The following is a 24,344-nucleotide window of genomic DNA, read 5'->3' as shown; positions in this document are numbered from 1 at the left end:
GAGTGGGGGGGGGCGCGGCGATGGTGAGCGCTGCCCGTATCGCCGGGAGGGGCGCGGCATCACAGTCCCAGGCGTCCCGTGGATGGGACAACCGTTTCGCTAGCCAGGTCACGCTTGTTCCACGCGATTTGCGCCGGCGCCGCCCGCCATCGCACGGCGCTTTGGGGTAGGAGCGGCCTAAGCCGCGACCCTCATGCTCGCGAACCTGCGCGGGTCGCCCGCGCGTCGTGGTCGCGACTCGCGCCGCTCCCGCACCCGACCGCCGCGGCGCGACTTGGTTAGCATCGCCGCAGACCCGATATCGCCTCAAAGGCGAACGACGGAGCGGCGATGGAGCGAGCGACGACGGATACCACGCGCAAGGTGCTGCTGATCCACGGCATCTGGATGCCGGCGCTGTCCATGCGCTGGATGGCCGCGCGCCTGGCCGAGGCCGGCTTCGAGCCCGCCCTGCACGCCTATGCCGGCGCCGGCGGCGGCCCGGACGCCGCCCTGCCCGGGCTGGCCGAGCGTCTGAGGGACGGCCCCACCCACGTCCTGGCCCACAGCCTGGGCGGATTGATGACCCTGAGCGCTTTGGCCGCGCAGCCCGAGCTGCCGGTACGGCGCGTGGTCTGCCTGGGCTCGCCGTTGTGCGGCAGCGCCGCCGCCGGCGGCCTGGCGCGGCATGCCTGGACCGCGGCCGCGCTGGGCCGCAGCGCCGAACTGCTGCTGCGCGGCTGCCCGCCCTGGCGCGGGCGGGCCGAAGTGGCGGTGATCGCCGGCTCCACCCCGCACGGCCTGGGCCGCTATTTCGGCGATCTCGGACCGGACAGCGACGGCACGGTGGCGGTCGCCGAGACCCGCCTGGACGGGCTCAGCGACCATGCCGTGATCCCCGCCAGCCACACCGGCCTGTTGTTCTCGGCACAGGCCGCGCAGATGGCGGCGGCCTATTTCCGCCACGGCCGCCTGCGCGCCTGAGCCCCCGCCGGCCCGGTTCGGGCCTGGTTCGGACCCGGCGACCCGGTGGGCGCGCACTTATCGAGTAAAATCGCCGGCTTGTTCACAGATTGAGCCGGTAACGCCATGGGTAGAGGTCCGTCGATCGAAGCGCGCAAGAACGCCGAGGACGCGCGGCGCGGCAAGATCTTCACCAAGATCATCCGCGAGATCAGCGTGGCCGCGCGCCGCGGCGGCGGCGATCCCGGCGGCAATCCCAGCCTGCGCACCGCGATCGACAAGGGCCTGTCGGCCAACATGTCCAAGGACGTGATCGAGCGCGCGGTGAAGAAGGCGACCGGCGCCCTGGAAGGGGTGGAATACGAGGAAGTACGCTACGAGGGCTATGCCCCGGGCGGCGTCGCGGTGATCGTCGACTGCCTGACCGACAACAAGGTCCGCACCGTCGCCGACGTGCGCCACGCCTTCGGCAAGTTCGGCGGCAACCTGGGCACCGACGGTTCGGTCGCGTTCCTGTTCCAAAAGCGCGGCGTGCTGTGGTTCCCGGCCGGCTCGGACGAAGACAAGGTCACCGAAGCGGCGATCGACGCCGGTGCCGACGATGTCGTGGTCTATCCGGACGACGGCTCGATCGACGTGCTGACCGCGCCGGACGCGTTCGCGGCGGTGAAGGCGGCGATGACGGCGGCCGGTCTGGCGCCTGAGCAGGCCGAGGTCACCTACCGCGCCGAGAACGACATCGCCGTCGGCGGCGAGACCGCGCAGCAGGTGGTCAAGATGCTGGCCTGGCTCGAAGACCTGGACGACGTCCAGAACGTCTATTCCAACGCCGAACTCGGCGCCGACGCCTACGCGTAGACTGCCTGCGTGATCCGCATCCTCGGCATCGACCCCGGTTCCCAGCGAACCGGCCTGGGCGTCATCGACGTCGCGGCCGACGGCCGCTGCACCTACGTGCACGCGCATGCCTTGAAGCTGCTCGACGCCGAGGACTTCCCGTCGCGGCTGGGCTTGCTGTGCGAAGGCCTGGAGGCGGCGCTGGACGAATGGCAGCCGCAGCAGGTCGCGATCGAAACGGTGTTCATGGACAAATCGGCGATGTCGGCGCTGAAGCTGGGCCACGCCCGCGGCGCCGCCCTGGCGACGGTGGTGCGCCGGCGCATCCCGATCAGCGAATACGCGCCGCGCGTGATCAAGCAGTCGCTGGTCGGCCGCGGCGCGGCCGACAAGGAACAGGTCCAGCACATGGTGCGTCTGCTGCTGAACCTGCCGCAAATGAAGCTGCAGGCCGACGCCGGCGACGCCCTTGCGGTGGCCCTGACGCATGCGCATATGAGTGCTACCGCCGCCCGCACCGGCCTGACCGCGGCGCAACTGCGCAGGCGCGGCACGTGAGCGCGCCGTACCGTCATCCCAGGGGAGTGTGTCCGTGATCGGTCGTCTCAAAGGCATCCTGGTGCACAAGGCGCCCCCTTGGATCGTCGTGGACGTCAACGGCGTCGGCTACGAGCTGGAAGCGCCGATGAGCACCTTCTACGACCTGCCCGAACTGGGGCGCGAGGTCGCGTTGTTCACCCACTACGCGCAGAAGGAGGACAGCGTCTCGCTGTACGGCTTCCTGCGCGAGACCGAGCGCCGTCTGTTCCGCGACGTGCAGAAGGTCAGCGGCATCGGCGCCAAGATCGCGCTGGCCGTGCTGTCGGGCGTGCCGGTGGAGGAGTTCGCGCGCCTGGTCCAGGCCGGCGACGTGACCGCGCTGACCCGCATCCCCGGCATCGGCAAGAAGACCGCCGAACGCATGGTGGTCGAGCTGCGCGATCGCGCAGGCGATTTTGTGGGCTCCGGCGCCGTCCTCGGCGGCAACGGCGTGCCCGCCGACCCGCAGAGCGAGGCCACCGTCGCCCTGCAGCAACTGGGCTACAAGCCCGCCGAGGCCGCGCGCATGGCGCGCGATGCCACCGCCGCCGGCGACGACGCCGCCGCCATCATCCGCAAAGCGCTAAAGTCCGCGCTTCGCTGAGCCCACGGCGGACACCCCGCCCGGAGCACACGCACCATGGCTTCCACCGTTCCTTCCGCCAATGCGCAGCCGCGCAAGAAGTCCCATGACGCCCAGGGTCACGGCCACGGCCATGGCAGCAAGGGCTTGGCCGGATTGGTCGTGGGCGCGATCGGCGTGGTCTTCGGCGACATCGGCACCAGCCCGCTGTACACCCTGAAGGAGGCGTTCTCGCCGCACTTCGGCCTGATCGGTCCGCACATCACCCCGGCCGCGTTCCACGACACCGTGCTGGGCATTCTGTCGCTGGTGTTCTGGGCGCTGATGATCGTGGTCACCCTGAAGTACGTGACCATCATCATGCGCGCCGACAACGAGGGCGAGGGCGGCATCATGGCGCTGATGACCCTGGCCCAGCGCACCCTGGCCAAGGGCGGGCGCTCGGCTTATGTGGTCGGCATCCTCGGCATCTTCGGCGCCTCGCTGTTCTTCGGCGACAGCGTGATCACTCCGGCGATCTCGGTGCTGGGCGCGGTCGAGGGCCTGGAAGTCGCGGCGCCCGGCCTGCACCGTTTCATCGTGCCCATCACCGTGGTGATCCTGGTGATGGTGTTCCTGGCCCAGCGCTTCGGCACCGAGAAGGTCGGCCGAGTGTTCGGCCCGATCACCGTGCTGTGGTTCCTGGCCCTGGCCGCGATCGGCATCCACAACATCGTCGACGCGCCGGAAGTGCTGCAGGCGCTGAACCCGATTTGGGGCGCGCGCTTCTTCATCGACCATGGCCTGCACTCGGTGCTGATCCTGGGCGTGGTGGTGCTGGCGGTGACCGGCGGCGAAGCCTTGTACGCTGACATGGGCCATTTCGGCGCGCGCCCGATCCGTTACGCCTGGTACATCATGGTGCTGCCCTGCCTGATGCTGAACTACCTGGGCCAGGGCGCGTTCGTGCTCGGCCACCCCGACGCGGTGCGCAATCCCTTCTTCGAGGCGGTGCCGTCCTGGGCCCTATACCCGATGATCGTGCTGGCGACGATGGCGGCGGTGATCGCCTCGCAGGCGGTCATCACCGGCGCCTATTCGGTGGCGCGCCAGGCCATGCAGCTGGGCTACATCCCGCGCATGCAGATCAAGCACACCTCGCACGACACCATCGGCCAGATCTACGTGCCCTACATCAACTGGATCCTGGCGATCACGGTGATCGCGGTGGTGCTGGCCTTCCGCAGCTCGACCGCGCTGGCCACGGCCTACGGCATTTCGGTGTCGGCGACGATGCTGATCGATACGCTGCTGCTGGCCCTGGTCGCGCGCTCGCTGTGGCCGCGCTGGCGCGCCTGGGTGCTGCCGCTGTGCGTGGTGTTCTTCATCGTCGACGTCGGCTTCGTGGTCGCCAACGGCGCCAAGTTCTTCGACGGCGCCTGGTTCCCGGTGGTGCTGGGCCTGACCGTGTTCACGGTGATGCGCACCTGGCGCCGCGGCCGCGAGCTGCTGCACGACGAGGTGCGCAAGGAAGGCATCCAGCTCGACAGCTTCCTGCCCGGCCTGATGCTGGCGCCGCCGATCCGCGTGCCCGGCACCGCGGTGTTCATGACCGCCGACAAGGGCGTGGTCCCGCATGCGCTGCTGCACAATCTCAAGCACAACAAGGTGCTGCACGAACGCAACGTGTTCCTGACCGTGGAAACCTTGAACGTGCCGCACGCGCCGCGCGAGAAACGCCTCAAGATCGAGGCCATCGGCGACGACTTCTACCGCGTGCTGATCCGCTTCGGCTTCATGGAAGTGCCCGACGTGCCGCTGGCGCTGATGCGCTCCTGCGACGCGGGCGGTATCTACTTCGATCCGATGGACACCACCTATTTCGCCAGCCGCGAGACCGTGGTCGCCAGCCGCCACCGCGGCATGCCGATCTGGCGCGACCGCCTGTTCGCCTTCATGCACCGCAACGCGGCGCCGGCGACCGGCTTCTTCCGCATTCCGGGCAATCGCCTGGTCGAGTTGGGCGCGCAGGTCGAAATCTGATCCGCAAGCCCGGCCGCGCAACGCTGCGATGCGCGCGGCGGGACGGGAATGAGCCTTCCAGCGCATGGATTGCCGCGCCGCGCGCGGCTGCCTAGCCTCGAGCGCTCCTCCCCTCGAGACCCGGCGATGTCGAACGCCAGCGCGGTATCCGATCCCGATGCGTCCTCCCAGCCCAAGGCCTACCTGGTCCAGGAGCGCGACGCCGAAATCATCGCCGGCAACGGCAGCCGCCTGTGGCTGCTCGCCGACGCCAGCGACTGCTGCGGCGCGCTGGGCGCCAATCGCCTGCGTCTGGAGGCCGGCGCGGCCGGCGCCAAGCCGCACTATCACGCGCGTTCCAGCGAAGCCTTCTACGTGCTCGACGGCGTGCTGCGCATGGTCGTCGACGGCGAAGCGGTGAGCGTGGAGCGCGGCGGCCTGGTGGTGATCCCGCCCGGCGTCGTGCATTCCTTCGGCGCCGGCCCCGACGCGGTCGCCGACGTCCTGGTCACCCTGACCCCGGGCGTGGACCGTTTCGACTATTTCCGCCTGCTGCCCAAAATCCTGCGCGGCGAGGCCGACCCACGCGCGCTGGACGAGGCGCCGCAGCGCTACGACGTGCATTTCGTCGACGCCTGAACCGCCGCGTCGCCGGAACGTGCGCCGCGCCGTGGGCGGCTCGCGCGCGGCCATGCGAACATAGGCGCATGACCGACCACCGCATCATCGCCCCCGGCGCGACCCGCGAGGACGAGGCCCTGGAGGCCTCGATCCGGCCCAAGCGTCTGGACGAGTACCTGGGCCAGCAGCCGGTCCGCGAGCAGCTCAAGATCTACATCGAGGCCGCCAAGGGCCGCGGCGAGGCCCTGGACCACGTCCTGATCTTCGGCCCGCCCGGCCTGGGCAAGACCACCCTCAGCCACGTGATCGCCAACGAGTTGGGCGTGAACCTGCGCCAGACCTCGGGCCCGGTGATCGAGAAGGCCGGCGACCTGGCCGCGCTGCTGACCAACCTGCAGCCGCACGACGTGCTGTTCGTCGACGAGATCCACCGCCTCTCGCCCGTGGTCGAGGAGGTGCTGTATCCGGCGATGGAGGACTACCAGATCGACATCATGATCGGCGAGGGCCCCGCGGCGCGCTCGATCAAGCTCGACCTGCCGCCCTTCACCCTGATCGGCGCCACCACCCGCGCCGGCCTGCTGACCGCGCCGCTGCGCGACCGGTTCGGCATCGTCCAGCGCCTGGAGTTCTACAGCGCCGAGGAGCTGACCAAGATCGTGCGCCGCTCGGCCCAGATCCTGGGCATCGACTGCGTGCCCGAGGGCGCGGCCGAGATCGCCAAGCGCTCGCGCGGCACCCCGCGCATCGCCAACCGCCTGCTGCGGCGCGTGCGCGACTTCGCCCAGGTGCGCGCCAACGGGCGCATCGACAGCGAAACCGCGGACGCGGCCATGGCCATGCTCAAGGTCGACCCGCAGGGCTTCGACGAGCTCGATCGGCGCCTGCTGCTGACCATCATCGAGTCCTTCGACGGCGGCCCGGTGGGCGTGGAATCGCTGGCCGCCGCGCTCAGCGAGGAGCGCGGCACGCTCGAGGACGTGATCGAGCCCTATCTGATCCAGCAGGGCTATCTGGTCCGCAGCGCGCGCGGCCGCATGGCCACGCCCAAGGCCTACCGGCACGTCGGCCTGAGGCCCAAAGCCAATGCCGTCGGGCTTTTCGAAGAGGATTGAGCGAGTGATTGCACCGGCGTTCAGTTGGCCGACACGCGTCTATTGGGAAGATACCGACGCTGGTGGCGTGGTCTACCACGCGCAATACCTGGCGTTTCTGGAGCGCGCGCGCAGCGAATGGGTGCGTGCGCAGGGTTACGGCCAGGAGCGGTTGCGGCTGGAGTTCGAGCTGGTGTTCGCGGTGCGCGCGATGCAGATCGACTTCCTCAAGCCCGCGCGCCTGGACGACGCCCTGTCGGTGTCGGCGCAACTGCGCGAGTGCCGCCGCGCCAGCCTGGTGTTCGCGCAGGCCATCCACCGCGGCGAGGAGCGTCTGTTCACGGCGACGGTGCGCTTGGCCGCACTGGACCCGCGGGACTTCCGCCCGCGCCCGATTCCGGCGGCGCTGTACGAGCCGCTGCAAGCGTTGGTCACCCCGGCGCCGCAAGAACCAACGTAACCATCAGGCCCGTGTTGCGGGCTACGGAGAAACAAGCATGACGTCATCGTTGATCGCGCTACTGGCCACGACCGTGGAAGCCCTGCCGGAAGAGGCCGCCAGCGCGGTGACGCAGGCCGCGACCGCCGCCGCGGGCGGCGACTTCAGTCTGCTGGCGCTGCTGCGCGACGCCAGCCTGCCGGTGCAGTTCATCATGGCCCTGCTGGTGTTGGCCTCGGTCACCTCCTGGATCATCATCTTCCGCAAGTGGAAGGTGATCCGGCGCGCCAAGCACGAGGCCGATCAGTTCGAGGAGCGTTTCTGGTCGGGCGCCGAGCTGAGCAAGCTCTATGCCGGCACCACCGAGCGCGGCCGCGGCGTCGGCGGCCTGGAGGCGATCTTCGAAGCCGGTTTCCGCGAATTCAACCGCATCCGCCAGCGTCGCGGCGTGGATGCGCGCGCCCAGCTCGAAGGCGCCCAGCGCGCGATGCGCGCGACCGGCTCGCGCGAGCTCGACGGCCTGGAGCACAACCTGGAACTGCTGGCCAACATCGGCTCGACCTCGCCCTACATCGGCCTGGTCGGCACCGTGTTCGGCATCATGGTCACCATGCATTCGCTGATCTCGACCACCAAGCAGGTCGGCATCGCCGACGTCGCCCCGGGCATCTCCGAGGCGCTGCTGGCCACCGCCATGGGCCTGTTCGTGGCGATCCCGGCGGTCTGGGCCTACAACCGCTTCGCCACCGGCGTGGAACGCCTGTCGGTGCGCTACGACGCGTTCTCCGAGGAGTTTTCCTCGATCCTGCAACGGCAGTCCCACCTCGACGAAGGCTGATGCGGGCCCTCCGCACGCATCCGCACCCGAGCGCGTACTCGCGCCTGCGCCTTCCGCCCCCGCGGAAGGCCTCGTAAAGAAAGAGAGGTAAGGCCATGTCCGGCATCTCCGCGCGCCGCCATCGCAAGCGCAAACTCAAGGCCGAAATCAACGTCGTGCCCTACATCGACGTGATGCTGGTGCTGCTGATCATCTTCATGGTCACCGCGCCCCTGCTGACCCTGGGCATCGACGTCGATCTGCCCAATTCCAACGCCAAGTCGATCGAGACCAAGAACGATCCGGTGGTGGTGCAGGTCGACGCGGCCGGCAACTACTTCCTGGCGGTCAAGGCCGACAAGAAGGAAGGCGTGACCGCGCAGACCCTGCGCACGCGCATGAGCGCGCTGGTCGCCGAAAACGGCAAGGACAAGGTCCAGGTCTACGTGGCCGGCGACGGCCAGTCGAACTACCAGCGCGTGATGGACGTGATGAACATCCTGCAGGGCGCTGGGGTCGAGAAAGTCGGCCTGATCAGCCAGCCCGAGAAGAGCAAAGCCCGATGAGGGAAACCAAAGCCGACACCGCGCAAGCCGTCGGTTTGGCCCTGGCGCTGCACGGGCTGCTGATCGTGGCGCTATTGCTGAGCGCATTGCAGTGGGGTGGCGCGCCGGAAGGCGGCGGCTCGCCCATGGCCACCGAACTGACCGACGCCTCCGACCTGTCGGCGGCGATGCAGCGCACCCTGCGCAGCAAGGTCGCGCCGGTGCAGGATCCGTTGCCGCAGCCCGAGCCCGAGGACGCGCTGCCGCAGCCGGAGCCCGAGCCGATCCCGCAGGACGCGCCCACCCCGCAGCAGCAGGCGCCGCAGGACTTCATCCCGGTACCCGACGACAGCGTCCAGGAGCAGGTGGTCGACACCCCGACCCCGAACAAGGCCACCGAGCAGACCGTGCAGGAGGCCAAGCGCCAGCAGGATCAGGTCGATCTGACCGAGCAGGAGCGCCAGCTGGAGATCCAGCGCCAGCAGCGCCTGACCGCGATGGAACTGGAGCGCCAGAAGCAGCTCGAGGACATCCGGCGCAAGCGCGCCGCGGCCGCGCGCGAGGCCAGCCTGGCAGAGCAGCGGCTGGCGCAGCTCGCCGACGCCCAGGCCCGCAACGCCTCCTCGGCCCAGGCCGACGCCAACCAGCCCACCCCCGGCGCGGGTGGCCAGGGCGATCCCGGCCTGATGGCGGCCTACCAGGCTGCGCTGCAGGCGGCGATCCTGGCCAAGTGGACCCGACCCGACAGCGTGCCGCTGGGCGCCAAATGCCGTCTCGTGATCCGCCAGCTCCAAGGCGGCACCGTCATCGACGTGCAGGTATCGTCGCCGTGTTCCTACGACGAGCAGGCCCGGCGCTCGATCGAGGCCGCCGTGCTCAAGGCCCAGCCCTTGCCTTACGCGGGCTTCGAGAAGGTGTTCAACCGCCAGCTCAACTTCAATTTCACCGCCCAGGACCAGTAAATCGGGCCTGATTGGGCGGTTCAGCCTGAATTCGTTCAGCTTTGAGGCGGCGTTCACCTCCAAACTGTTAAGAATCCCAAGCTGAACAAGTGCCCGCGTCCGAATGACCCGTAATGGAGTGCCGATGAACCGACCCCTGTCCTGGCTGGCCGCGCTGCTCGCGCTGCTGCTTCCGTTCTCCGCCGCCGCCCAGGGGCTGGATGTCGATATCGTCGGCGGCAAGGCCGCGGCGCTGCCGATCGTGGTGGTGCCTATGCCGTATCAGGGCGCCGGCACCGCGCCCAGCACCGATATCGCCAAGGTGATCCGCGACGACCTCAACCGCTCGGGCCAGTTCCGCGGCCTGCCGGTGGAGCGCATGGCCAGCCAGCCCAGCCGCGGCAGCGACATCAACTATCCGGAATGGCGCGCGATCAACCAGGACTACATCGTGGTCGGGCGCGTGGTCGACGGCGGTGCCGGCGCCTACCGCATCGAGTACGAACTGTTCGACGTCGCCAAGCAGCAGCGCCTGGCCGGCTTCGCCTACACCGCGCGCGCCAACGTGGTGCGCGACGCCGCCCATCAGATCGCCGACGCGATCTATCAGAAGATCCTCGGCGTGCGCGGCGCCTTCTACACCCGCATCGCCTACGTCACCGCCAACGGCACCGGCCGCGGCGCCGACTACGTGCTCAAGATCGCCGACTCCGACGGCTTCAATCCGCAGCCGGTGGTGCGCTCGCCCGAGCCGCTGCTGTCGCCGGCCTGGAGCCCGGACGGCAATCGTCTGGCCTACGTGAGCTTCGAGGGCGGCAATTCCTCGATCTATATCCAGAACATCAGCTCCGGCAGCCGCGAGCTGGTGGCCAAGTTCCGCGGCATCAACGGCGCGCCGTCGTTCTCGCCGGACGGCCGCCGCCTGGCCCTGACCCTGTCGCGCAGCGGCAACCCCGAGATCTACGTGATGGACCTGGGCAGCAAGGCGCTGACCCAGCTGACCAACCATTTCGGCATCGACACCGAGCCGACCTGGAGCGCCGACGGCAGCAAGATCTATTTCACTTCCGATCGCGGCGGCAAGCCGCAGATCTACCAGGTCGCCTCCAGCGGCGGCGGCGCCACCCGCGTGACCTTCCAGGGCAGCTACAACGCCACCCCCAGCGTGTCCTCGGACGGCAAGAAGATCGCGGTCGCGCAGGGCGCGGGCAACACCTATCGCATCGCGATGATGGACAGCAGCCTGGGTTCGGCGCGCTGGAGCACGCTGTCGCCGGGCTCGCTGGACGAGTCCCCGACCTTCGCTCCGAACGGCGCCATGATCATTTATGCTGCGCGCGAAGGCCGCCGCGGCGTGCTGTATTCGGTTTCCGCCGACGCGCGCGTGCGCGAGCGCGTGGTGCTGGACGACGGCGACGTGCGCGAACCGGCGTGGGGTCCCTACCGCACGCCGCAGTGAATCCGCGCCCTCTCCCTAATCGATCCCCCGGCACCTGTTGTCCGCTAATCCTGCCCCCTGTTCCACCAGACGAGGAAAACCCATGAACAAGATCGCTCCCGCCACCGTCGGCAAGGTCGTGCTCGCTGCACTGCTTTGCACGCTCGCCGTCGCCTGCTCGAAGAAGGTCAAGGAAGTTCCGCCGACCGACAGCGGCACCGGCAACACCGGCACCACCCAGCCGTCCGACGGCGGCGGTCCGGTCGCCTCGGGCGCGTACGGCCCGAACGATCTGGACACCGACGCCTGCCTGCGTCAGCGCGTGGTCTACTTCGATCTGGATCAGGACAGCCTGAAGCCGGAATTCCAGGCCATCGTGGGCTGCCACGCCAAGTACCTGCGCGACCGTCCGTCCTCGCGCATGACCCTGGAAGGCAACGCCGACGAGCGCGGTAGCCGCGAGTACAACCTCGGCCTCGGCGAGCGCCGCGGCAATGCGGTGTCCTCGGCGATCCAGGCCAACGGCGGTTCGGGCAGCCAGATCACCGTGACCTCCTACGGCGAAGAGCGCCCGGTCTGCACCGACTCCAACGAGGACTGCTGGGCCAAGAATCGTCGCGTCGAGATCGTGTACACCGCCAAGTAATCGGACCCACGATCGATGCGCACGTTCGCACAGACCCTAGCGGCTTCGATCGTCTGCGGAGCGGCGGCCCTCGCGGCCGCCGCCCCCGCTTACGCCCAACGCGCCAGCCTGGCCGACCGCGTCGCGGTGCTGGAGCAGCGCGCGGCCAACAATCAGGCCAACGTCGACCTGTTGAATCAGGTGACCCAGCTCAAGTCCGAACTGCAGGCCCTGCGCTCGCAGGTCGAGGAATTGCAGCAGCAAAACCAGCAGCTGCAGCAGTCCAGCAAGAACCAGTACCTGGACCTGGACGGCCGCCTCAACCAGCTCGAAGGCGGGGCGCCGCCGGCCCCGGCCTCCGCGCCGGCCGCCGCCGCGCCCAAGCCCGCCGCGCCCACCGTCGCAGCGCCGCCGCCGGCCGCGCATGCGGCCGCCCAGGACCGCCCGCCGGCGGTTTACGGCGATCCCGGCGCGGTGGCCCAGAGCGCCGACGAGCGCAGCGCCTACGACATCGCCTTCAACGCGCTCAAGGCCGGCCTCTACGCCGACTCGGCGCGCATGTTCCAGGCCTTCATCGAGACCTACCCGAACGGCACCTACACGCCCAACGCCTTGTACTGGCTGGGCGAGAGCTACTACGTGACCCAGAACTACCAGCTCGCGCTGGTCCAGTTCCAGTCGCTGTACGAGCGCTACCCGACCCACGACAAGGCCCCGGGCGCGCTGCTCAAGCTGGGCCTGTCCCAGCAGGGCCTGCGCCAGATCGACGCCGCCGAACGCACCCTGGGCGAAGTGGTCGCGCGTTTCCCCGGCACCGACGCCGCGCGCGCGGCCTCCGACCGCCTCAACGCGCTCCAGCTCGGCCGCCTGCGCTGAGCCGGGCGCCAAGCCGCTCCCCGTAGGAGCGGCGTAAGCCGCGACCGCGCCCAGCGGATCGCCGGCGGCCTGCGGGTTGCCGACCTGGCCCACCGTCGCGCTCGCGCGCCGCAGCATTCCAGCGCCGTTCGGGCCGGCGGGGTCCGGCTCCGATAAACTAGGCGCATGAACGCCGTATCGACCGACGCGGCCCTGGCGTCGCCCGAGCGCCTGCGGCTGACCGAAATCTTCCTGTCCCTGCAAGGCGAAGCCCGCAGCATCGGCTGGCCGACCGTGTTCGTGCGCCTGACCGGCTGCCCGCTGCGCTGCCAGTACTGCGACACCGCCTATGCCTTCCACGGCGGCCAGTGGTGGCAGATGGACGACATCCTGGCCGAGGTCGCGGGCCACGGTGCGCGCCACGTCTGCGTGACCGGCGGCGAGCCGCTGGCGCAGAAGCGCTGCATCGGCCTGCTCGAGCGCTTGTGCGACGCCGGCTACGAGGTGTCGCTGGAGACCTCCGGCGCGATCGACATCGCCGAGGTCGACCCGCGCGTGTCGCGCGTGCTCGACATCAAGACCCCGGATTCCAAGGAAGCGCACCGCAACCTGTGGAGCAACCTGGCCCTGCTGACCGCGCGCGACCAGGTCAAGCTGGTGATCTGCAGCCGCGAGGACTACGACTGGGCCAAGGACGTGGTCGCGCAGCATCGCCTGACCGAGGTCTGCGACGTGCTGTTCTCGCCCAGCTTCAGCCAGATCAAACCCAGCGACCTGGCCGACTGGATCGTCGCCGACCGCCTGCCGGTGCGTTTCCAGCTGCAGCTGCACAAGATTCTTTGGAACGACGAGCCGGGGCGTTGACGGCCGGGATTGGGGATTGGGGATTCGGGATTCGCAACAGCGGCTTCCGACTCCGCCGGATTCTGCGTTCTTCCCATCGCCCGCTCCGACCAATCCCTAATCCCCAATCTCGAATCCCGAAATGAAAAAAGCCGTCGTCCTCGTCTCCGGTGGTATGGACTCCGCCGTCGTCATCGCCATCGCGCGCGAGCAAGGCTATGCCGTGCATGCGCTGAGCGTGCGCTACGGCCAGCGCCATACCTCCGAGCTCGACGCCGCCGCGCGCGTGGCCCAGTCCCTGGGCGCGGTCGCGCACAAGACCGTCAACGTCGATCTGCGCAGCATCGGCGGCTCGGCCCTGACCGACGAGGCGATCTCGGTGCCGCTGGACACCGACCACCACCCGGTCGGCGTGGACGCGGCCAAGGACGACATTCCGGTCACCTATGTGCCGGCGCGCAACACCATCATGCTGTCGGTGGCGCTGGGCTGGGCCGAGGTGCTGGGCGCGGCCGATATCTACTGCGGCGTCAACGCAGTCGACTACTCGGGCTACCCCGACTGCCGCCCCGAGTTCGTCGAGGCCTTCGAGCGCCTGGCCAACCTGGCCACCAAGGCCGGCGTCGAGGGCGCGGGCCTGCGCGTGCGCGCGCCGCTGCAGTACATGAGCAAAGCCGACATCGTGCGCGAGGGCCTGCGCCTGGGCGTGGATTTCGCCCAGACCGTGTCCTGCTATCAGGCCGACGACGAGGGCCGCGCCTGCGGCCATTGCGACGCCTGCCGCCTGCGCGCCGACGGCTTCGCCGCCGCCGGCGTGGCCGATCCCACGCGCTACGTCTGAACCGCCTGGCCGGGCCGCGCAGAGCCGGGGCCTGACTCCGCGACTAGGGCTTGTTAGAATGTCCGACTCCGGCGCGTTGCCGGCGTTGCACCGGGCCGTTAGCTCAGTCGGTAGAGCAGAAGACTTTTAATCTTTTGGTCGTAGGTTCGAATCCTACACGGCCCACCAAATACGCAAGACGCCCGGGAGCGATCCCGGGCGTTTCGCTTTTTTGCCTCTGGCCGAGCGCGCAAGAGGCCTGCGCTGGCGAGGCCCTCACACGCCCATCGCGATCTCCAGCAGGACCCGCCAGGCGTTCATGGGCAGCCAGGCCTCGTAGCCGTCCCAGTGCGCGTATTGCGGCAGTTTCACCGTGTCGGGAATCTGCATGAACGGCGTGCCCTGTTCGAGTTCGGCGGCGATCGCCGCTCTGAGGTCGCGCAGAAATCGCAGCTGATCCGCCACGCTGGTCCTGGGGCCTACCGGCGCGTTGTGGGCGTACATCACCCGATCGAAGTCGAGCGCGTCCATCTCGGCCAGCGTGCGTTCCCATTCCCGCGGAGCGAAGTCGGGCATGTAGGCGAAGGCCACCCGCTTAGGCACCACCAGGTCGACGGTGTAGATCGTGCGCTCGCGCGGAAACCGGAACACGGTCATGCCTGCGCCGTGGTTCTCGCCGAAGTACAGCAGCTCGATTCGGCCGCTGCCCAGCTTCAATTCCGACCTGGCCCCGGACCAGGTTTCGTCGGGTGGGACCACATCCGGGCTGGGGTGGCGCTTGAGCCAATCGGCGCTGGTCGCGTGGCTGAGGATCGTGGCGCCCGCCGCCTTGAACACCGCGCCGCCGCTGATGTGGTCGTAGTGGTTGTGCGAGTAGATGAGGTATCGGATGGGGCGGTCGGTCACCTTGCGGATGGCCGCCAGCGAGGCGGCGGCGAAGTCCTGGTCGAAGCTGTCCATGACCACGACGCCCTCGTCGGTGACCATGAAGGCGTTGAAGGCCATGCCGGCGCCGAAGCTGTACAGGCCGGGCGCGACCTCGGTGGTCCGGTAGGCCGGTTTGGCGGGCTGAGCCGACGCGGCCGGGCTGTAGGCGCCCGCCGCCAGAGCGACGAGCGTCAACAGCGTGGCGAGCGATTTCATGAGCGACATGAGGGGCGACTCCATAGCGGACTGCGTCGAGCGACATCTCGGCGCGTGGCGTTCAAGGGACGCGCGTCACCTGCGCGTAAGTGGCCAGCCAGCGACCGTCGCGCTTGGCCCAGACATAGGCCACGCGCAGCCGGCGCGTCTGCCGCGTGCCGTCCTGAGTCCAGCGCAGGTTCACCAGTCCGCCGATCACCGCGCCGTCGCCCCAGACCTTCCGCACCGGTTGTTCGATCGTGTAGGGCTCGATCTTGAATCCGGGCAGATGGAAGTCGGCGAGAAATTGCCGCTTGTCCTCCACCGACGCGTTCGAATTCACCAGCACGTAGTCGTTGTCGACGAGTCGCGCGAGCGTGGCGACGTCGTTGTCGAATTGCGCGCGGTCGTAGGCCGCCACCGCCTGGGCCAGATCCGGCGGCAGCTCGGCGGCCAGCGCCGGCGATGGGCCCAATGCGAGCAGAAGCGCGGCTAGTGTCATGACGGTCTCCGTGGATCGATAGCGGGCTTGGCGGGTGCCACGGTTGGTGGCTTGCCTGGCCGCCCTGCGCGGCGTCGCGTGGGCGTGGCGCTCAAAGTGCCGTCCAGGCGGTTATGACACAATGACCACTAGGCCTGTTTCGTGGATAACCACTTGGGCAAGCGGTCCGCACGCGAGACCTTCGTTCCCTTCGTCGCCGTAGCGGCGGATGCGCGACCGCTCTATCGCCAGATCTACGACGGATACCGTGTGGCGATACTGGAGGGCCGCCTGCGCGCCGGGCAACGGATTCCCTCGACCCGGGCGCTGGCCCTGGAACTCGGCATTTCCCGGCTGCCGGTGCTGACCGCCTTCGAGCAATTGCTGCATGAGGGCTATCTGGAAGGGCGCTCGGGCTCGGGGACCTTCGTGGCCTCGTCCATACACGAGCTGCCGGCCGCGGCCACGCCGGGCGCGCGCGCCGCGCACCCGCGCAATCCACGTCGCCGCGCGATCGCTACCGCAACCGCGACCGCATCGTCCGAGGCAGCGCGGGCGCAGGAGCGAAAAGCCGAGTTGGGTGCATTCCGGGTCAGCCTGCCCGCGCTCGATCAGTTCCCGAACCGGCTATGGGCGCGCTTGGTCACGCGACATGCGCGCGGCATGTCGGCCGAATCGATGGCCTACGGCGATCCCGCCGGTTACCTGCCGCTGCGTCATGCCGTGGCCGACTACCTGCGCACCGCGCGGGCGGTGGCCTGCGATGCCAGTCAGGTGCTGATCGTGGCCGGATCGCAGATGGCGCTGCATCTGTGCGCGCGCGTGTTGCTCAAGCCGGGGGACACGCTCTATTTCGAGGATCCCGGCTACCCCGGCGCCCGAACGGCGTTGGGCGCGACCGGCGCGGCGGTGCGGCCGGTGCCGGTGGATGCGGAGGGGCTGGCGGTGAAGGCGATGCGCCCCGCCAAGGATGGCGCCAGCGCGGTTTACGTCACGCCGTCGCATCAGTATCCGCTAGGCGTTTCGATGAACGTGTCGCGACGCTTGGCGTTGCTGGACTGGGCGCGGCGTCACCGGGCCTGGATCGTCGAGGACGACTACGACAGCGACTACCGTTTTTCCAGCCGCCCGCTCGGCGCATTGCAAGGCATGAACGGCGCGGATCGGGTCATCTACACCGGCACCTTCAGCAAGGTGCTGTTCCCGGCGCTGCGCATCGGTTATCTGGTCGCGCCGCCGTCGCTGGTGCAAGCCTTCATCGCCCAGCGCCTGGCCCTGGATCTGTTTCCGCAGACTCTGGACCAGTTGGTGCTGACCGACTTCCTGTGCGAGGGGCATTTCGCCCGCCATGTGCGGCGCATGCGCGCGATCTACCAGGGCCGTCGGGATGCGCTGGTCGCGGAAATCCAGGCGCGTCTGAGCGGCGTGTTGAGCATCGTCAACGCGGACGCGGGCATGCACCTGACAGCGCGGCTGCCGGCGGGTTACGACGACGCCGAAGTCGTGCGGCGCGCCCGTGCCCGCGGCATCAGCGCGATCGCGCTCTCCAGCTGCTATGTCGCCGACAGCCGCGACCCCGGTCTGGTCCTGGGGTTCGGCGGGGTGCCGGAGGCGGACATCGTGCGCGGCGTGCAGACGCTGTCCAAGGTGCTGGCGGAGATCGCTCGCGGTTGAGAGGCGGCCCGGGAGCGATCCCGGAGCCGCTCTCGTTCGGCGCCTGCGACTCAGGCGCAGGCTTCCAGGATCGCGACCAGTTCGTCCGGCCTGTCGACCGGCACGTCGTGTCCGCAGTCGATTTCGTAGGCGCTCCAGCCCGGCGTGCTGCGCGCGTTTTGCAGCGCCTGCGCGAACGGGCCGTCCCAGCCGGTGGCGAGCACGAAGGCCTTCTTGGGCAGGTCGCGATAGGCGCCGCCGACGCGCAATTTCTGGGTGAAGCTGCCGGTGGGTTGCGGCGTGGCCTTGGCGTCGACCCAGGCGCGGTCGCTTTCGCGCAGGTAGTCGCCGGGCGAAGAGGGCGGGACCGGCGTCATCGGCACAGAGGGGTCCATCCAGGTGGCCAGGTCCGCGAACGATTGCCCGTCCTCCGGGATGAAGGCCTCCAGGTAGACGATCGAAGCGATGCGCGAGGCGATGCGCTCGGCCACGCCGGTGACCACGAAACCGGAATAGGAATGGCCGACCAGCACGATGCCGTCGAGGTCGTTCCAGAGGATCTCGTTGACCACGTCGTCGATATGGGTGTCCAGGTCGATCACGTGGCCGGGCAGGTGCGAGCGTTCGCCCAGGCCGCTGAGGGTGGGTACGTGCACGCGATGCCCGCGCGCGCGCAGGCGCGCGGACACGCCCGCCCAGGCCCAGGCGCCGGCCCAGGCGCCGTGCACGAGCACGAAGGTGGCGCCGGTGGGCGCGCTGGCGGCATGCGGATCGGCGTGGTGCGAAGGGTGGCTCATGAGGGCTTCCTGTGGATGTTGGCGTCTTGCGACGCTATCGCCGTGCCCCCATGCTGATCCAGCCAATTTTCTTGCTGGCGCTCATTAGGAAATCGAATGGCGACAGGCGTACGCGATATCGACATAGCCCTGCTGCGCGCCTTCGTGGCGGTGGTGAGCACGGGCAGCATGACCGCCGCCGCGCGCGTGGTGCATCTCAGCCAGGGCGCGGTGAGCCAGCAGATCAAGCGTCTGGAAGGACTGCTCGACGCCATCCTATTCGATCGCGGCGGCGACAGCCTCAAGCCCACGCCCGCCGGCCATCGCCTGCTCGCCCATGCGCAGCGGCTGATCGCGCTCAACGACGAAGTGGTGCGCGCCATGCGCGGTGCCGACGAGCCCGGCGAGATCCGTCTGGGCGTAGCGCACGACGTCGCCGAACTGATGGCGCCGACGGTATTCCAGGCGTTCCGCCGCCGCCATCCGGAAGTGCAGCTGACCCTGCTCAGCGACAATAACCAGAGCATGCGCGAGCTGCTGCGCGGCGGACAGGTCGACCTGGCGGTGCTGGCCGAACGCGAGCCGGGCCAGGGCGAGGAGCTGCTGCTCAGCGACGATTTGGTCTGGGTGGGCGCGCGCGGCGGCGAGGCGCCGCGACGCCGGCCGCTGCCGGTCGCGGTCTGCCACGAAGAACGCTGCGGCGTGCGCGCGGCGACCATCGAGGCGCTGGGCCATGCGGGCATTCCGTGGCGCCCGATCGGCCACCTCGGCCATCTCGAATCGGTGACCGGCACGATCGAGGCCGACATGGCGGTGTCGACCTTCCTGGCCAACAGCGTGCCCGATGGTCTGGACGTGCTGCGCGGTCACGGCCTGCCCGCGCTGCCGCACTACTACGTCAATCTGCGCCGCCTGCCCGGCGCGGACGGCGCCGCGCTGCGCACGCTCGAAGGCTGCATACGCGCGAGCTTCGCGCGCGGCGAGGCCTGAGCGCGGCAAAACGCTCTCGAGGCGCCGCGGCCGTTCGCGCGTGCGGCTCGTCGCCCGCCGTGCGGGCGCAAAGGCGGGTGGGCGAGGGCCTGCTCACCGAAAGGGTGTTTAGCGAAGATCGGATAGGCGCGCTATGCCATGCGCGGTGGTAGCGCCGGCCGCCGGCCATGTCTGGGAACGGAAGTTTGCGCCGAAATGCGCGGAGTTTGCGCTGAATCGCGGGGCGATCGCCTCGACTTCGATCGCCGCATGACTCACAGTTTTCGCCAGTGCGCGGGAGCCCGATATGAAGAAAGGCAGGATGGTCGTCGCGGTCGTGGCCGCGATGATGGCAACGCCCGCGATGGCGGGCGAATGGTGGCTGGTGTTCATGGGCGGCGAGAAGCCCGGGCGCCTGATCGTGGCGGTCGACGAGGCCTTTCTCGACCCGGTGCCCTTCGCCAAGAACACCTACAAGCTGGAAACCTTCTCGCTGATGGAGCATCCGAAGTCGCCCGACTCGGTGACCTCCAACATCTTCATCGATTGCGACCGGAAGACGCTGGAGGAAAAGCTGATTCAGGTCTCGCCGCGCGACGATTTCATCCAGACCGTGCCCGACCAGCCCGCGCATCCGCCCAAGGATGCGGTCGGCCACAAGCTGGTCGAGTTCGCCTGCGAGATGGGGCCGAAGAATCAGGCCGAGCGGAAGGCCATGCGCGCGCTCAACAACAGCGAGCGCGGCTTGCTGTTCATGGGGCCGCTTACGACGTCCGACATCCGCGAGTTCGCCTGGAAGAACTTCTGGAACGACGGCAAGCGCCCGGTGGTCGCCAGCAAGCGGTCCAAGCAGGAGATGGACGCCAAAATGGCCGAACTCGCCGAGCGCAGGAAAGCGGCGCTCGCCGAAGCCAACGCCATCGCGGGCCAGGTCGTCGAGGCCGATAAGCAGGACCAGCAGCGCACCGCCGACGTAATGGCGCTGACCGCGGCGAACGCCAGCATCGCCAAGGCGCGCAAGAAGCGGGAGCCGCGCGAAGTGCGCAACGGCCTCGATCCCTGGATCGGGCATGGCGAAACCGAACTGGTCGGCGCCTGGGGCAAGCCGACCACCTTCGAGGACAAGGGCGCTCAGCGCATCCTGCACTACTACAAGGCCACCGTTCTGCTCGGGCCCGATCCGTCGCAGGGCTGCGGGGCGGGCAATATGTACGTGCCCGATCCCAACTCCAGGAACGGCGGCATGATGTGCGTGGGCGGCGCGCCGGCGCGATCGGAAACCAACGTCGATTGCACCGCCAGCTTCGAAATCCGCGACGGCATGATCGTCGACTACGTCACCAAGGGCCAAAGCCTGCAGAGCCTGAGCTACAGCAACAGTTGCAGCGCGATTTTCGGGAAATCGAACTGAGGTCGGCGGCAGCGAGCGACTAAGCCTGCTCCGCCAGGCCGACGCACACGGCATGGTGCGGGCGCGCTGAGCCGGCATGGGCCATGGGCTCGCGTGCGGCGGCGTTGCAGCGCTCGCGGGCGAGGATCTCGTCCAGGTCGCCGCGCTTGCCCATGAATCGGCTGGCCGCGTCGCCGGCCAGGGCCACGCCGGCGATCGCCACGATCCACAGCAGGGTTTCGCGCGCGCCGCGCTGCAGCGACAGCCGCCAGCGTTCGAAGCGGCCCTGCAGGCGGCGGCCGGCGAACAGGTACAAGGCCAGCAACAGCAGCGGCGGCGCGACGAAGATCGCGTTGTAGACAAGCAGCAGCGACAGCCATTGCCAGTACGCAAGCGAGGCCGAGGTCATCAGGGCGATCGCGGCGAAGTAGGGCAAGGCGGTGACCATCTCGATCGCGGTCACCGTCATCCCCAGCAGGACCATGCCGATCAGGCCGCCGACGCGCGGTTGCGGCTGTTCGGGCGCGTGCTTGCCCTGCTTGGGCGCGAAGATGCCGTAGCCCAGCATGCCCAGGCCGAGTGCGAGCTGTAGCGCCAGCACCACCGGATGATCGAAGACCGAGCCGTAGCGCTGCATCGTCGCGCCCAGGCCCAGCATCAGGGCGATGCCCAGCACGGTGTAGGTCAGTGCGATGCCGGCGATGTAGGCCAGCAGGCGCGGCCCCGCGCCCGGGCGCGCCATCCACCACAGCGCGACGGCCAGTGCGGACGGGTTGACGCTGTCGACGACGGCCAGGCCCAGTACCGGTAGAGCGATGTCGGTCATGCGGTCCCGATCGCGCGAGTGGACGCGAATTGTGCCGGAAGCGCGGGTATCGGTGCGAACGCGGCCGGCGGCCGAATCGACGACACCGCCGATCGCGCGAAGGCCGCGCGCTTGCCGCTGCGGCGTCCGGTTTGCGATTGTCGAAGACCTCGGCAGCGTCTATCGTGGCCCGCGCCCCTGCGGCGTTCATCCCCCATCGAAAGGAATCCCATGCTCCGTTCCTCGTTCTGCCTGTTGCTGGCGCTGGCCGCCGCGACGCCGGTTCACGCCGAAAAGATCGCCACGCCCGCCATCGCCGCCCCCGATGTCGCTCACGCTAAGCAATACGCCCAGGACGGCATCAGCGTTTCGCTGCCGGGCAACTGGACGGTGACCGAGAACACCGCCATGGACGAGGGTGGCGGGCGCGCGCTGGGTATCGAGGCCGACAAGCCGGACTTCGAAACCCTGGGCCTGGAAATCACGCTGCAGGTCTATCCCGACGACATCGCGCCGTCGCTGGAGGGCGCGGCCGAGTTCCTGGTCCAGCGCCAGATCGACGGCTCCGAGAACTACTCGGAACCCAAGCACGCCGACTACAAGTTGGGCGGCCGTTTCCCGGCGCTGGTGTCGCGTTACACGCATACCGTGTTCGGCGCCGATTCGCCGTACGCCAAGCGGGTCGACCTGTATGCGCTTAAGCCTTGCGGCGACGGTTGGGTCTGTCTGATCTACGCCCAGACCCTGGCTGCGAACGAGAGCGCCGCCAGCGCCGGCATGGCCAAGCTGTACGAAACCATGAAGTTCGCGCCTGCGCGGGAGTGAGCGCATCCGCGGCGGCGCGCGTTGCGCGCGTCGCTGCATGCCGGTGGGCGCCGCCGCGCGCAGGCGGCGTCCGTCGCGGGCTTCAGGCCCGGTCCGCGATTCGAACGGCGGTGCGGGCGTCAGCGCCGCCTGCGTAGGCGACGGCGTGCCGATCACCAGATCTTCCAGAACGGCTTTTTCCTCGGTGCGGGTTCCTCGGCTTCGCCCTCGGGCGGCGTGTAGCCCAGATACGCAATGGGCTTGCCGCTGAAGCCGTCGATGCCCATCGGCAACGGCTCGAAGTTCCGGCTCAGCCAATCGGCGTGCTGCCGCCGCGCCAGGTCGGCTTCCGTGTTCGTCAGCACCAGGAATCCGTGCGTGTCGGAGCCGCCGTAGGAATCGCTGTGCACGAACACGCTGTAGCGGTCTTTGAGGATCTGCGCGATCGACGCGATCATGACGTAGCGGTCGCGACCGCTCTCGGTCAGTGGGATCGCATAGGTCGCGCCGCGATGGACCAGCTCCCGGGGCTCGTCCTCGTCCAGCATGCCGATCGCGTCGTCTTCGGCCACTTCATCGGAAAAGCCGGTGACCACCTCGGACTCGAACGAGCGCCAGTCGATCCAGATCAGCGCCTCGGACAGATCGTCCTCGTCGAGGGCGACCAGAGTGGCTAGCGGGGTGCGCATGAAGTACTCCTGTAACGCCAAAGGCCGTGAGCGAGCGTTCGGAAAGCCTAGGGCATCCGATCGCAATTTAGTGCCATCCGCTTGCAGCGCGGGCAGGCATCGCCGGCATGGAGTTCGACCTTAAGCACGCCCTGTGCGCAACAGGCCGGGCAGGCGGTGGTGGACAGCGTGAAGAGGTCGGACCAGGTCGCGGCGTCGGCGAGCTCGTAGAACTCCAGATACACGCCGCTGCCTTGCAGCCGGACCTGACCCCGCTCGGTGGACACGGCGCACAGCTCCATGCGCTCGCCGTCGGCGGGGCCGCGCGCGCCGCGGGTCGGCACCATATGCTGCACCGCGCAGTCGGCGCACACCACATAGAAATATCCGCCCATCGGCGGGTCGCCGCGATAGCTGCCGTGCGAATGATGGCTTGAGAACCGGAACTCGCAGTTCCGGCACTCGCAGGTGCTGCCCCAGAGCGACCCCATGATTCCGATGAGCTCCTTCGGTGCGACCGGCCAGGTGGCCGATTACGCGAACCGATCGGCCAGAGCGTCGGTCGCAGCGACCAGCACGTCCACGATCGCCGGATCCGCCGCGCTGTGCCCGGCCAGCACCACGCGGAACTCGGCTTCGGGCCAGGCCTGGGCGAGGTCGTAGGCGCTCTTCACCGGGCAGATGACGTCGTAGCGGCCCTGCACGATGGTGGCGGGGATATGACGGATGCGGCCGACGTCGCGCAGCAGTTGATCCGGTTCCAGGAACACGTCGTGGCGGAAGTAATGCGCTTCGGCGCGCGCCACGCTGATCGCCAGGTGCGGTTCCTCGAAATTGCCGGCCTCGTCGGGGTCGTGGATCAAAGTGGTGCTGCCGCCCTCCCAATAGCCCCAGGCCTGGGCGGCGGCCAGGCGGACGGCCGGATCCTCGCTGTCGAGGCGGCGCCAGTAGGCCTCGGTCAGGTGGTCGCGTTCGGCTTCGGGTATGTGCGCGACATAGCGCTCCCAACGCTCCGGGAAGATCCAGCGCGCACCGCCGTCGAGTTCGTTGAACCAGCGCAGCTCGCCGGGCCGGCCCAGGAAGATGCCGCGCAGCACCAATCCCAGGCAGCGCTGGGGATGGGCCTGGGCGTAGGCCAGGGCCAGGGTCGATCCCCAGGAGCCGCCGAACACCACCCAGCGGTCGATGCCGAAGTGTTCGCGGATGCGCTCGATGTCGGCGACCAGGTGCCAGGTGGTGTTGTCGCGCAGCTCGGCATGCGGCGTGGATTTGCCGGCGCCGCGCTGGTCGAACAGAACGATGCGGTAGCGCGCCGGATCGAAGAAGCGGCGGTGGTAGGGCGAGACCCCGGCACCGGGGCCGCCGTGCAGGAAGATCACCGGCAGCCCGTCGGGATTGCCGCATTCCTCGATGTGCAGCTCGTGCAGATCGTCGACCGCCAGGCGATGCGTGCGGTAGGGCTGGATCTCGGGGTACAGCTCGCGCATGGCGCCGCTCCTTGGGTGTTGCGCCAAGCATACGGTGAGGCGGCCATGCGGACGATGGTGGGGCGGTAGTCGGGCGGTGGGCCGGTAGGCAGAGGCGACGCGGGCGATCGAGAGCGAGATTCCTACCCTGTGGGAGCGGCATAAGCCGCGATCGGGTGGCGGCGTGTCGCGGCGGAGCGTGGCTCGCGTCGATGGGGGAATTTCGCGAT

Annotated in this window: 27 protein-coding genes and 1 tRNA gene; 21 read left to right on the top strand and 7 right to left on the bottom strand. The window is 68.9% G+C overall.

Annotation, left to right across the window (positions count from 1 at the left end; genetic code table 11):
* The first annotated feature begins 330 nt into the window (after positions 1–330).
* The 17 genes from ASE43_RS13165 (at position 331) to ASE43_RS13085 (ending at position 14,169) form a co-directional block, all read left to right on the top strand.
* Positions 331–963, top strand: a complete 633-nt coding sequence (locus ASE43_RS13165) for an alpha/beta hydrolase (protein WP_057160810.1) — start codon at positions 331–333, stop codon at positions 961–963.
* A gap of 105 nt (positions 964–1,068) precedes the next feature.
* Positions 1,069–1,800 (top strand): YebC/PmpR family DNA-binding transcriptional regulator, encoded by a 732-nt coding sequence (locus ASE43_RS13160; RefSeq protein WP_057160808.1) that lies wholly within the window; start codon positions 1,069–1,071, stop codon positions 1,798–1,800.
* Between the two features lie 9 nt (positions 1,801–1,809).
* Positions 1,810–2,337, top strand: coding sequence for a crossover junction endodeoxyribonuclease RuvC (gene ruvC / locus ASE43_RS13155; RefSeq protein ID WP_056182394.1), 528 nt, complete (start codon positions 1,810–1,812; stop codon positions 2,335–2,337).
* 34 nt (positions 2,338–2,371) lie between these two features.
* Positions 2,372–2,962, top strand: coding sequence for a Holliday junction branch migration protein RuvA (gene ruvA, locus ASE43_RS13150; protein WP_056182392.1), 591 nt, complete (start codon positions 2,372–2,374; stop codon positions 2,960–2,962).
* A 36-nt stretch (positions 2,963–2,998) separates the two neighbouring features.
* Positions 2,999–4,963, top strand: a complete 1,965-nt coding sequence (locus tag ASE43_RS13145; protein ID WP_056182388.1) for a potassium transporter Kup — start codon at positions 2,999–3,001, stop codon at positions 4,961–4,963.
* A 126-nt stretch (positions 4,964–5,089) separates the two neighbouring features.
* Complete coding sequence (locus ASE43_RS13140; RefSeq protein ID WP_057160806.1) at positions 5,090–5,581, top strand: cupin domain-containing protein; 492 nt, start codon at positions 5,090–5,092, stop codon at positions 5,579–5,581.
* 68 nt (positions 5,582–5,649) lie between these two features.
* A complete protein-coding gene (gene ruvB, locus ASE43_RS13135; protein WP_057160805.1) occupies positions 5,650–6,678 on the top strand; it encodes a Holliday junction branch migration DNA helicase RuvB in 1,029 nt (342 codons plus the stop codon).
* Between the two features lie 4 nt (positions 6,679–6,682).
* Positions 6,683–7,117 (top strand): tol-pal system-associated acyl-CoA thioesterase, encoded by a 435-nt coding sequence (gene ybgC, locus ASE43_RS13130; RefSeq protein ID WP_235568746.1) that lies wholly within the window; start codon positions 6,683–6,685, stop codon positions 7,115–7,117.
* Positions 7,118–7,154: 37 nt separating this feature from the next.
* The gene (gene tolQ, locus ASE43_RS13125) at positions 7,155–7,934 is read left to right on the top strand and encodes a protein TolQ (RefSeq protein WP_057160802.1); all 780 of its coding nucleotides are present in this window, start codon (positions 7,155–7,157) and stop codon (positions 7,932–7,934) included.
* 95 nt (positions 7,935–8,029) lie between these two features.
* Positions 8,030–8,479 (top strand): protein TolR, encoded by a 450-nt coding sequence (gene tolR / locus ASE43_RS13120; protein WP_056182375.1) that lies wholly within the window; start codon positions 8,030–8,032, stop codon positions 8,477–8,479.
* On the top strand, positions 8,476–9,420 hold the full coding sequence (locus ASE43_RS13115; RefSeq protein WP_057160801.1) for a TonB C-terminal domain-containing protein: 945 nt from the start codon (positions 8,476–8,478) through the stop codon (positions 9,418–9,420). Before tolR ends, ASE43_RS13115 begins: the two co-directional genes overlap by 4 nt.
* Before the next feature lie 124 nt (positions 9,421–9,544).
* Positions 9,545–10,858 carry a Tol-Pal system beta propeller repeat protein TolB gene (gene tolB / locus ASE43_RS13110; protein ID WP_057160800.1) on the top strand — a complete coding sequence of 438 codons (1,314 nt, stop codon included), beginning with the start codon at positions 9,545–9,547 and terminating at the stop codon, positions 10,856–10,858.
* A gap of 82 nt (positions 10,859–10,940) precedes the next feature.
* Positions 10,941–11,483 carry a peptidoglycan-associated lipoprotein Pal gene (gene pal, locus ASE43_RS13105; RefSeq protein ID WP_056182367.1) on the top strand — a complete coding sequence of 181 codons (543 nt, stop codon included), beginning with the start codon at positions 10,941–10,943 and terminating at the stop codon, positions 11,481–11,483.
* Positions 11,484–11,498: 15 nt separating this feature from the next.
* On the top strand, positions 11,499–12,338 hold the full coding sequence (ybgF, locus tag ASE43_RS13100) for a tol-pal system protein YbgF (RefSeq protein ID WP_057160799.1): 840 nt from the start codon (positions 11,499–11,501) through the stop codon (positions 12,336–12,338).
* Positions 12,339–12,503: 165 nt separating this feature from the next.
* Positions 12,504–13,181: a 7-carboxy-7-deazaguanine synthase QueE gene (gene queE / locus ASE43_RS13095; protein ID WP_057160798.1), complete on the top strand. Its 678-nt coding sequence runs from the start codon at positions 12,504–12,506 to the stop codon at positions 13,179–13,181.
* A gap of 121 nt (positions 13,182–13,302) precedes the next feature.
* Positions 13,303–14,001 (top strand): 7-cyano-7-deazaguanine synthase QueC, encoded by a 699-nt coding sequence (gene queC, locus ASE43_RS13090; RefSeq protein WP_056182358.1) that lies wholly within the window; start codon positions 13,303–13,305, stop codon positions 13,999–14,001.
* Between the two features lie 92 nt (positions 14,002–14,093).
* A tRNA-Lys gene (locus ASE43_RS13085) sits at positions 14,094–14,169 on the top strand.
* An 87-nt stretch (positions 14,170–14,256) separates the two neighbouring features.
* Here the strand turns inward: ASE43_RS13085 and ASE43_RS13080 are convergent.
* Together ASE43_RS13080 and ASE43_RS13075 are read right to left on the bottom strand one after the other, a co-directional pair.
* Positions 14,257–15,132: an MBL fold metallo-hydrolase gene (locus ASE43_RS13080; RefSeq protein WP_162258792.1), complete on the bottom strand. Its 876-nt coding sequence runs from the start codon at positions 15,130–15,132 to the stop codon at positions 14,257–14,259.
* 52 nt (positions 15,133–15,184) lie between these two features.
* Complete coding sequence (locus tag ASE43_RS13075) at positions 15,185–15,604, bottom strand: nuclear transport factor 2 family protein (protein WP_057160796.1); 420 nt, start codon at positions 15,602–15,604, stop codon at positions 15,185–15,187.
* Between the two features lie 153 nt (positions 15,605–15,757).
* Between ASE43_RS13075 and ASE43_RS13070 the strand changes: the two genes are divergently transcribed.
* Positions 15,758–17,257: a PLP-dependent aminotransferase family protein gene (locus ASE43_RS13070; RefSeq protein WP_057160795.1), complete on the top strand. Its 1,500-nt coding sequence runs from the start codon at positions 15,758–15,760 to the stop codon at positions 17,255–17,257.
* A 50-nt stretch (positions 17,258–17,307) separates the two neighbouring features.
* On the opposite strand, the gene ASE43_RS13065 is transcribed toward ASE43_RS13070, so the two are convergent.
* Positions 17,308–18,033, bottom strand: coding sequence for an alpha/beta hydrolase (locus ASE43_RS13065; RefSeq protein WP_057160794.1), 726 nt, complete (start codon positions 18,031–18,033; stop codon positions 17,308–17,310).
* A 96-nt stretch (positions 18,034–18,129) separates the two neighbouring features.
* Here ASE43_RS13065 and ASE43_RS13060 point away from each other — a divergent pair, with 96 nt between their 5' ends.
* Together ASE43_RS13060 and ASE43_RS13055 are read left to right on the top strand one after the other, a co-directional pair.
* The gene (locus tag ASE43_RS13060) at positions 18,130–19,002 is read left to right on the top strand and encodes a LysR family transcriptional regulator (RefSeq protein WP_057160792.1); all 873 of its coding nucleotides are present in this window, start codon (positions 18,130–18,132) and stop codon (positions 19,000–19,002) included.
* A gap of 286 nt (positions 19,003–19,288) precedes the next feature.
* Complete coding sequence (locus tag ASE43_RS13055) at positions 19,289–20,392, top strand: hypothetical protein (protein ID WP_057160790.1); 1,104 nt, start codon at positions 19,289–19,291, stop codon at positions 20,390–20,392.
* 19 nt (positions 20,393–20,411) lie between these two features.
* On the opposite strand, the gene ASE43_RS13050 is transcribed toward ASE43_RS13055, so the two are convergent.
* Positions 20,412–21,197, bottom strand: coding sequence for a GAP family protein (locus ASE43_RS13050; protein WP_057160788.1), 786 nt, complete (start codon positions 21,195–21,197; stop codon positions 20,412–20,414).
* A 210-nt stretch (positions 21,198–21,407) separates the two neighbouring features.
* On the opposite strand from ASE43_RS13050, the gene ASE43_RS13045 reads away from it, so the two are divergent.
* Entirely contained in the window at positions 21,408–22,001 is a 594-nt protein-coding gene (locus ASE43_RS13045) for a hypothetical protein (RefSeq protein ID WP_057160787.1), read from the top strand.
* Between the two features lie 152 nt (positions 22,002–22,153).
* Here the strand turns inward: ASE43_RS13045 and ASE43_RS13040 are convergent, their stop codons facing one another.
* From ASE43_RS13040 to pip, 3 genes are read right to left on the bottom strand one after another with little or no spacing between them, the layout of a single operon-like run.
* On the bottom strand, positions 22,154–22,669 hold the full coding sequence (locus tag ASE43_RS13040; protein WP_057160785.1) for a hypothetical protein: 516 nt from the start codon (positions 22,667–22,669) through the stop codon (positions 22,154–22,156).
* 47 nt (positions 22,670–22,716) lie between these two features.
* Complete coding sequence (locus ASE43_RS13035; protein WP_157499914.1) at positions 22,717–23,139, bottom strand: hypothetical protein; 423 nt, start codon at positions 23,137–23,139, stop codon at positions 22,717–22,719.
* 42 nt (positions 23,140–23,181) lie between these two features.
* Positions 23,182–24,135 carry a prolyl aminopeptidase gene (gene pip, locus ASE43_RS13030; protein ID WP_056182318.1) on the bottom strand — a complete coding sequence of 318 codons (954 nt, stop codon included), beginning with the start codon at positions 24,133–24,135 and terminating at the stop codon, positions 23,182–23,184.
* Positions 24,136–24,344: the final 209 nt, after the last annotated feature.

The organism is Lysobacter sp. Root983 (genome assembly GCF_001429345.1).
Taxonomy (GTDB): Bacteria; Pseudomonadota; Gammaproteobacteria; order Xanthomonadales; family Xanthomonadaceae; genus Lysobacter.
This window is presented reverse-complemented; position numbering and strand designations above follow the sequence as displayed.